The sequence below is a fragment of the Thermoanaerobaculia bacterium genome, from assembly GCA_035717485.1.
GTDB lineage: Bacteria > Acidobacteriota > Thermoanaerobaculia > UBA5066 > DATFVB01 > DATFVB01.
In genome coordinates this window covers 1-7,760 of the sequence record DASTIQ010000331.1, presented here as the reverse complement: position 1 = coordinate 7,760, position 7,760 = coordinate 1, and the positions used below count along the sequence as shown (strand labels likewise).

Annotated in this window: 10 protein-coding genes; 7 read left to right on the top strand and 3 right to left on the bottom strand. The window is 68.3% G+C overall.

Annotated features, from left to right (window positions below; genetic code table 11):
* Positions 1 to 1,002: selenocysteine-specific translation elongation factor (gene selB / locus VFS34_17420; protein ID HET9796231.1), on the bottom strand; the 1,002-nt coding region annotated here is incomplete at its 3' end.
* Positions 1,003 to 1,160: 158 nt separating this feature from the next.
* Here selB and VFS34_17415 point away from each other — a divergent pair.
* From VFS34_17415 to VFS34_17405, 3 genes are read left to right on the top strand one after another with little or no spacing between them, the layout of a single operon-like run.
* Positions 1,161 to 1,598 (top strand): GatB/YqeY domain-containing protein, encoded by a 438-nt coding sequence (locus VFS34_17415; GenBank protein HET9796230.1) that lies wholly within the window; start codon positions 1,161 to 1,163, stop codon positions 1,596 to 1,598.
* 45 nt (positions 1,599 to 1,643) lie between these two features.
* Complete coding sequence (locus VFS34_17410) at positions 1,644 to 2,204, top strand: class IV adenylate cyclase (GenBank protein ID HET9796229.1); 561 nt, start codon at positions 1,644 to 1,646, stop codon at positions 2,202 to 2,204.
* Entirely contained in the window at positions 2,201 to 3,211 is a 1,011-nt protein-coding gene (locus VFS34_17405; GenBank protein ID HET9796228.1) for an NDP-sugar synthase, read from the top strand. The genes VFS34_17410 and VFS34_17405 overlap by 4 nt, the downstream gene beginning before the upstream one ends.
* Here the strand turns inward: VFS34_17405 and VFS34_17400 are convergent.
* Complete coding sequence (locus tag VFS34_17400; GenBank protein ID HET9796227.1) at positions 3,175 to 3,762, bottom strand: GspH/FimT family pseudopilin; 588 nt, start codon at positions 3,760 to 3,762, stop codon at positions 3,175 to 3,177. The genes VFS34_17405 and VFS34_17400 overlap by 37 nt on opposite strands.
* Positions 3,763 to 3,828: 66 nt before the next feature.
* Positions 3,829 to 4,206, bottom strand: coding sequence for a helix-hairpin-helix domain-containing protein (locus VFS34_17395; GenBank protein HET9796226.1), 378 nt, complete (start codon positions 4,204 to 4,206; stop codon positions 3,829 to 3,831).
* 320 nt (positions 4,207 to 4,526) lie between these two features.
* Here VFS34_17395 and VFS34_17390 point away from each other — a divergent pair, with 320 nt between their 5' ends.
* From VFS34_17390 to panB, 4 genes are all read left to right on the top strand, one after another.
* Entirely contained in the window at positions 4,527 to 5,150 is a 624-nt protein-coding gene (locus VFS34_17390) for a UbiX family flavin prenyltransferase (GenBank protein HET9796225.1), read from the top strand.
* A gap of 5 nt (positions 5,151 to 5,155) precedes the next feature.
* On the top strand, positions 5,156 to 6,013 hold the full coding sequence (locus VFS34_17385) for a UbiA-like polyprenyltransferase (GenBank protein ID HET9796224.1): 858 nt from the start codon (positions 5,156 to 5,158) through the stop codon (positions 6,011 to 6,013).
* 136 nt (positions 6,014 to 6,149) lie between these two features.
* The gene (locus tag VFS34_17380; protein HET9796223.1) at positions 6,150 to 6,806 is read left to right on the top strand and encodes a deoxynucleoside kinase; all 657 of its coding nucleotides are present in this window, start codon (positions 6,150 to 6,152) and stop codon (positions 6,804 to 6,806) included.
* 82 nt (positions 6,807 to 6,888) lie between these two features.
* Positions 6,889 to 7,728 (top strand): 3-methyl-2-oxobutanoate hydroxymethyltransferase, encoded by an 840-nt coding sequence (gene panB / locus VFS34_17375; GenBank protein ID HET9796222.1) that lies wholly within the window; start codon positions 6,889 to 6,891, stop codon positions 7,726 to 7,728.
* Positions 7,729 to 7,760 lie beyond the last annotated feature (32 nt).

Below are 7,760 nucleotides of genomic sequence, written 5' to 3'. Positions count from 1 at the left end.
TCCGCCGCGCGCCGCGACGGGTGTCTCGAGCGTCAGGAGCGCCGCTCCGCTCCCGCCCGCGGGAATCGCGTCCCACAGGCGCACCCGCGCGACGTGCTCCGACGCGAAGTGATGGAACGCGATCTCGTCGCCGTTCTCGAGCGGCGGGGCCTCCGGAAGCATTGCGAGGCGCACGAGCAGGCGAGAGGAGGGAACGATCGACCCGGGGGCGACGATCATCTGCCCGCGGCGGAGCTGCTCCCGCTCGACTCCCGCGAGGTTCGCGCTCGTCCGTTCGCCCGCGCGCGCGGTCTCGACCGCCTCGTCGTGGACCTCGACGCGCCGGACGCGCGCTTCGATTCGCTCGGGCAGGATCTCGACCTTCTGGCCGGCCGTCAGCGTGCCGTCGACGAGGCTTCCCGTCACGACCGGGCCGAACCCGGCGATCGAGAATGCCCGGTCGACCGGGAGGCGCAGCGGCTTGCGGTCGCGGTTCGACGCCGAGGCGTTCGCGACGGCGAACAGGGTGTCGGCGAGCTCGCCGACACCGGCGCCGCTCCTGGCGGAGACGCGCAGGATCGGCGCTCCCTCGAGGAACGATCCGGCGACGAGCTCCCGCGTCTCGAGCTCCGCGACCGCGGCGACGTCGTCGGACACGCGGTCGATCTTCGTGAGCGCGATCACGCCGCGGGGAATTCCGAGGAGGCGGACGATCGCGAAGTGCTCGCGCGTCTGCGGCTTCACGCTCTCGTCGGCCGCGACGACGAGGAGCACCGCGTCGATTCCTCCCGCCCCCGCGAGCATGTTGCGCACGAAGCGCTCGTGCCCCGGCACGTCGACGAAGCCGATCCGCGAGTCGCCGCGCGAGAGGTGCGCGAAGCCGAGATCGATGGTGATGCCGCGCGCCTTCTCCTCCGGCAGCCGGTCGGCGTCGATCCCGGTGAGCGCGCGCACGAGGGCGGTCTTCCCGTGATCGATGTGGCCGGCCGTGCCGACGATGAACCGCCGCGCGATCGCCGTCATGCTGCCGCCTTCTTCACGCGTCCGCTTTCGACCCTCTTTCGCCGAGGCTCCGAAGGGCGACGGCGGATCTCGAGGAAGGACATTTATCTCACAGGAAGAAGGCGCCCGCCGCGCTTTCGCCGCCCTTTCGGGTGCGATAGTGTTGCCGCGTGCCCGAGATGTTGAAGAAGATCGAATCGGACGTGAAGGACGCGATGCGCGCGGGAGACAAGCCGCGCGTCTCGACGCTTCGCCTTCTCCTTTCGGCGCTCAAGAACGAGAAGATCCAGGCGCACCGCGATCTCACCGACGAGGAGATCGAGGCCGTGATCCGCCGCGGCGTCAAGCAGCGGAAGGATTCGATCGAGCAGTACGCCAAGGGAGGACGTTCGGATCTCGTCGACGCCGAGACGGCCGAGCTCGAGATCCTGAACGGGTATCTGCCGCAGGGGCTTTCCGAGCAGGAGCTCGAGAGCGCCGTCAAGGGGATCATCGAAGAGCGCTCGCTGACCTCGAAGAAGGAAGTCGGCGCGGTGATGAAGGAGCTCATGTCGCGGTACAAGGGAAAGGTGGACGGCCGGCGAGCCCAGGAGATCGCGCAGCGCCTCCTTCCATGACCGCTCGCCGCGATCGCCCTTGACCGCTTGCCGCGTTCGTCGTCCGTGACCGCTCCCGGCTCCTCCGAAGAATCGGAGATCAAGATTCCCGTTCCGGATCTCCCGGCGGTCCGGCGTCGCCTCTCCGGCGCCGAACGCCTCTCCGGGATCCACCTCGAATCCAACGTGCTCTTCGACGACGCCGCGGGCAGGCTCCTGGCGTCGGGCACGGCGCTGCGGCTCCGGCGGGCGCGCGGTCGGGCGCTCGTCACGTTCAAGGGACGGGCCGCGTTCGAGGGCGCCGTCAAACGGAGGGAGGAGCTCGAGACCGAGGTGGCCGATGCCGCGACGTTCGAACGCGTGCTCGAGCGGCTCGGGTTCGTCCCGAAATTCCGCTACGACAAGCGGCGGGAGGAATTCCGGTTCGCGGGATGCGTCGTCGCGCTCGACGAGACTCCGATCGGGACCTTCGTCGAGATCGAGGGGGAGCCCTCCGCGATCGAGGCGGCGGCTACCGATCTCGGGCTCGATCCGCGCCATGCCGTCCGCGATTCCTACGCCGGCCTCTACCGGCGCGCGCGGGAGAGCGATCCTTCTCTCCCGCCGGACATGGTCTTCCAGGCATGAAGCCGCTCGTTCTCTGCGCCGGGCTCGGGACACGGCTCCGCCCCGCCACGTTCGACCGGCCGAAGGCGCTCTTCCCGTTCCTGAACGTTCCGCTCGTCGACCGCCGGCTTCGGTCGCTGGTGCGCCAGGGATTCGCGCAGATCGCGGTCAATCTTCATCATGAAGGCCGCCAGATCGTGGAGCACCTGGCCGAGAGCGGGGCGGCGGGCGCCGCGGTCCGATTCTTCTGGGAGCCGGTCATCCTCGGGACCGCGGGCGCGGTGAAAAACGCCGAGGCGTTCTTCGAACACGAGGAAGCGGCGATCTGGAACGCGGACGCGGAGATCGACGCCGACGTCGCGGCGCTCCTCCGCGCGCACCGCCGAGACGGCAACGCCGCGACCCTGCTCGTGACCGCCAATCCGGATCCGCGGCGCTTCACGCCGCTCCACGCCGACGGGTCGCGCCTCGTTTCGATCGGAGGTGACGTCACCGGGTGCCCTCTCCTCTTCACCGGCGTCTCGATCCTCGCTCCGCGGGCGATCGCGCGCATTCCGTCCGGGACCCGCTCTCTCGTCGACGACCTCTGGCTCCCCCTCCTCGCCGAAGGGCGGGAAAGGGTCGGGCTCGTCTTCCACGAAGGGAGCTTCTTCGATCTCGGGACGCCCGCCGACGTCGTCGCGGCCTCGCTTTCGGCGCTCGAATCGCGTCGCGATTTCGATCCGGCGGAGGGCTTCTTCGACCGCGGCGCGAAGGTCCTCGCGGCCGACCCCGAGGCCGTTCCCGAGGGGGTGACTCGCTCCGTCGTCGGGCGGGCGCGAATCGCCGCCGACGCGCGAGTCGACGGGTCGGTTCTCTTCGACGGTGCCGAGATCGGCCCGGGGAGCTCCGTGACCGGAAGCCTGGTCGGCCCGGTCCACGTCGGTTCGGGCGAGACCGTCGAGGGGATGTTCCTGTGGCCCGGAGAGATCGGGGTGATCCGGATTCCTCTTCACGATGCCTCCCAGCGCCGCGCTCCCGCGGTGTAATAGAGGACGCGGATGCGTCCGGTGCGGTTGTAGACGCGGACGACCGCCATGCGCGATCGCCCGTCGGTCAGATAGAGAGACCCCGGAGTGCACTCGCCGAGCGGCGAGAACGAACAGATGTTGCTGCGGTTGAACCGGACCGGATCGTCGATTCCGGTGAGCGGCTTCGACGGGGACGAGGGATCGGGCACGCGCACGCCGTGGAGAATTCCGATCCGGACGTCGCCGCGGTCCCAGCCGTGCGACCCGGGAGCGGGTTTGTCCTTTCCCGAAAGGATCTCGCGCGTGAGCACGCCGTTGCCGTTCCCGTCCGAATACACGCCGAGGCGGTACCCGGCGGGAAAGATCTCGATGCGAACGGCGGCTTCGCGGCCGGTCTTGATCGCGGTCATCCGGGCGACGCGAAACGTCATGGCGGCTTCCTGTCCCGCGGTGTGGATCCGTACGCTCGAGTAGAGGCCCTGGGCGCTCGGAATCGCGATCAGGAGCGCCGACGCCCCGATCGCGAGGACGGCGAGCGATTCGACCAGGGAGAATCCGTTCGTTTTCATCGTCGGCTCGAAAAGGGGGCCCGGCGGCGCGCGGGAACGATCGCCGCCGCCGCCGGGCCCGATGGGTCATGCCGCTTTCGCGGCTTTCGTCCGGGCGCGGGAGCGCATGCCGGTCGACTTGATCTTCTGCGTGAGCGTCGTGTTGCCGGAAACCGTGAGATGCGGCCGGAGGACCACGAAGAGCTTCTCGCCGACTCCCTTGACCTCCATCAGGTCCTCGATCTTCTTGAAGGGACCGTTCGTCTTCCGGTACTCGACGACGCGCTGCGCGAGCTTGAGGCCGACCCGCGGGAGCAGGGCGATCTGTTCGGCCGAGGCGGAATTGAGGTTGATCGATCCGCTCGCGGCCGGAGAGGCTTCGCTCCCTTTCGGAGCCGTCGCGCCGCGAACCGACGCGAACGCGGTCGCGGCGAGGAGAACCATGGCGATCTTCCATTTCTGCATGGGTGTTTCCTTTCTTCGTCGGATGTTTTTCGATTCGATTCGGGGGTTGTCCTCATCACCTTTTTCCGCGGCTATTCCTTCATCGGCACCTCCGCAAAAAATTGTTCGGGAGGCGGCAAGGCGAAAGGCGCGCCAGGCGACGGCGACTGCAACCGCCTGACGCAAAAGAGCCTTCCGGTGCTCGAGCGACGGGCCGGTGACAAGAAATCTTGATGGGGATCTCGAAGGAAGAGGAGCGGGATGCCGCGTTCCCGGGAGTTGGCCGCCGACGAAATCGCGCGCACCCGGAAGAAATTTTGTCGGCTCTATAATCGCGCGGCGTGCCGGGAGAGGGGAAAGAGATCGTCGTCGGCATCTCCGGCGCTTCCGGAAGCGCGCTCGCGATCGGGCTCCTGCAATCGATCCTTCCGCTCGACGCGGTCTCCCGGATCCATCTCGTCGTCTCGCCTTCGGCGCTCGCCGTGGCCCGGCAGGAGGTCGGCTCCGAAATCCACGACGCCCGGAGCTTCGTCACGATCCTGGGTCTCGAGCCCCGGGTCGCCGGCAAGATCGAGATCCATTCGGACGACGACGTCTCCGCGGCGATCTCCTCCGGCTCGTATCCGACGGCCGGCATGATCGTCGTGCCGTGCAGCGCGGGAACCCTCGCCTCGATCGCCCACGGGATCTCGCGAGGGCTCCTGCAGCGCGCGGCGGACGTCACGTTGAAGGAGCGCCGGCCGCTCGTTCTCGCGTTCCGCGAGAGCCCTTACTCGCTCGTGCACCTGGAGAACATGGCGGCGGCGACGCGCGCCGGCGCGATCGTGATGCCGCCGTCGCCGGCGTTCTACATCGAGGCGCCGTCGATCGAGCGGCTCATGCAGGCCTGGTACTTCCGCGTCGCGCGCGTTTTCGGGGTCGAGCTCCCGGGCGACTTCGTCTGGCGCGGACCCCGGCGCCCGTGAGCACGATGGCCGCCGGGCGATTCCGCGAATCGCTCGAGATGATCAAGTTCTCGCACACGGTGTTCGCGCTCCCATTCGCGCTGCTCGCGTACTTCCGCGCGGCCGGGCCGCAGCCGTCCCTCCGCGCGGGCGCCTGGGTGATCGTCGCGATGATCGGCGCCCGCACGGCGGCGATGGCGTTCAACCGGATCGCCGACCGCGCGATCGACGCCGAGAATCCGCGCACGGCGACGCGCGCGCTTCCCGCGGGAAGGGTTCCGGTCGGCTTCGCGGCCGGGCTCTGTCTGGCCGGGAGCTTCGTCTTCCTCGTCGCGGCGTTCGAGCTCAACCGCCTCGCGTTCGCTCTCGCCTTTCCGACGCTCGCCGTGCTCTTCGGGTACTCGTTCACGAAGCGGTTCACGGCGCTCTCGCACGTCGTGCTCGGCCTCTGCCTCGGAATCGCGCCGGTCGGGGCATGGGTGGCGTTCCGGGGGAGGATCGAATGGCCTCCGATCGCGCTCGGACTCGCGGTGCTCTTCTGGACGGCCGGGTTCGACGTGCTCTACGCGCTCCAGGACGAGGAGTTCGACCGCGAACGCGGGCTGCGCTCCGTCCCCGCGTGGCTCGGGACGGTCGGCGCGCTGTGGGTGTCGGGACTCTTCCACGTCGCCACGCTCCTTTTTCTCGTGCTCTTCGAGCGATCGGTCGGCGGCGGGCCGCTCCTGGCGGCGGCGGTCGTCGTCGCGGGAATCGCGCTCGCCATCCAGCACGCGATCGTCCGGCCGGGCGATCTGTCGCGTCTGAACGCGGCGTTCTTCACGGCGAACGGGTTCCTCTCGGTCGCGGTGGGGATCCTGGGGGTCCTGGACTTGTGGCTGCGATGACGGGCGCGACGATGCATCGAGCCGGACGGGCAGAGCCCGAATTGCGGCGCGGAGCTATCGAGCCATCGTCTTCCGAGAACCGCGGGCGTTCGAAGACCGGGCGCTTCGACGGAACAGGGTTAAAATCACCGCTGTCGTGACCTCCCCCCGAACCGACCTTCCCCTCCACCACATCGCGATCGATGGTCCGATCGGCGTCGGCAAGACGTCGCTGGTGGAGCTCCTCGCCAAGCGGTTCCAGGGGGTCAAGGTCCTCGAGGACATCGACAACCCTTTCCTTCCCGACTTCTACAAGAACCGGAAGGGAGCCGCGTTCCAGACCCAGCTCTTCTTCCTGCTGTCCCGGTACCAGCAGCAGCGGGAGATCGCCCAGATCGACCTCTTTTCGGGACTCGTCGTCGCCGACTACACGTTCCCGAAAGACAAGATCTTCGCCTGCCTGAACCTCGACGACTCGGAGCTCCTGATCTACGACAAGCTCTACACGCTGCTTTCGGAGAGCGTCCCGAAACCGGACCTCGTCATCTACCTGCAGGGATCCCTCGAGACGTGCATGAAGAGGGTGAAGAAGCGGAACCTCGGGTACGAAAAGTCGATCTCGGTCGACTACCTGCGTCAGCTGATCGAGGCGTACAACTACTACTTCTACCATTACGAGGAGACCCCGCTCCTCGTCGTCGACACCAACGAGATCGACTTCGTGAACCGCCCCGAGCATTTCGACGATCTCGTCGAGCAGATCAAGAAGATCAAAAAGGGCGTACAATATTACGTTCCGATCGGATCCCGATAAGCGGGACCGAGACGGAGGACATTTTTCACGAGCCCTTTTCGGCGGCCACCCTCGGGGGCCGACCGGAGGACGAGGAGCGAACGTGAAGTCAGCGGAAACCCCGGTTTCCATCCCGGAGCTCGTCTCCCGCAAAGGCCACGAGAAGATCGCGGTCCTGACCGCGTACGACGCGCCGTCGGCGCGCATTCTCGACGCCGCGGGGATCGACGTCCTGCTCGTCGGCGACTCGGTCGAGATGGCGGTCTACGGCCGGGACTCGACGCTCACCGCCTCCCTCGACGCGCTCGTGCGCCACGCCGCGGCGGTCTCGGGAGCCGCCCGACGCGCGCTGGTCGTCGGGGACATGCCGTTCCTCTCGTACCAGACGAGCCCGTCGGAGGCCGTCCGGAACGCCGGCCGGTTCCTCGCCGAAGGGGGATGCGGCGCGGTGAAGCTCGAAGGGGGACGCCGGGTGCTCCCGTCCGTCGAGGCGATCCTCGCCGCCGACATTCCCGTCATGGGGCACGTCGGCATGACGCCGCAGTCGTTCCGGAAGTTCGGCGGCTTCAAGGTGCAGGGGAAGACCGCCGGGGCGGCGGAAGAGATCCTCGAGGACGCCGTCGCGCTCGCCGGCGCCGGCTGCTTCGCGATCGTTCTCGAGTGCGTTCCGGACGCGCTCGCCGCGCGGATCACCGAGGCCGTGCCCGTCCCGACGATCGGGATCGGCGCCGGTCCCCATTGCGACGGCCAGGTGCTCGTGTACCACGATCTCCTCGGGCTCTCGGGGGATTTCCGGCCGAAGTTCGTCCGGCGCTACGCCGAGCTCGCCCCGGTGATCGAGGACGCCGCCCGCCGCTATCTCGAGGACGTGAAGTCGGGAGCGTTCCCGTCGCGCGAGGAGACGTTCGTCCCGGACGCGCCGCCGCTCCGGCGGGTGTACTGAGGGAAGGATGCTCGTCACCGCCTCGATTCCGG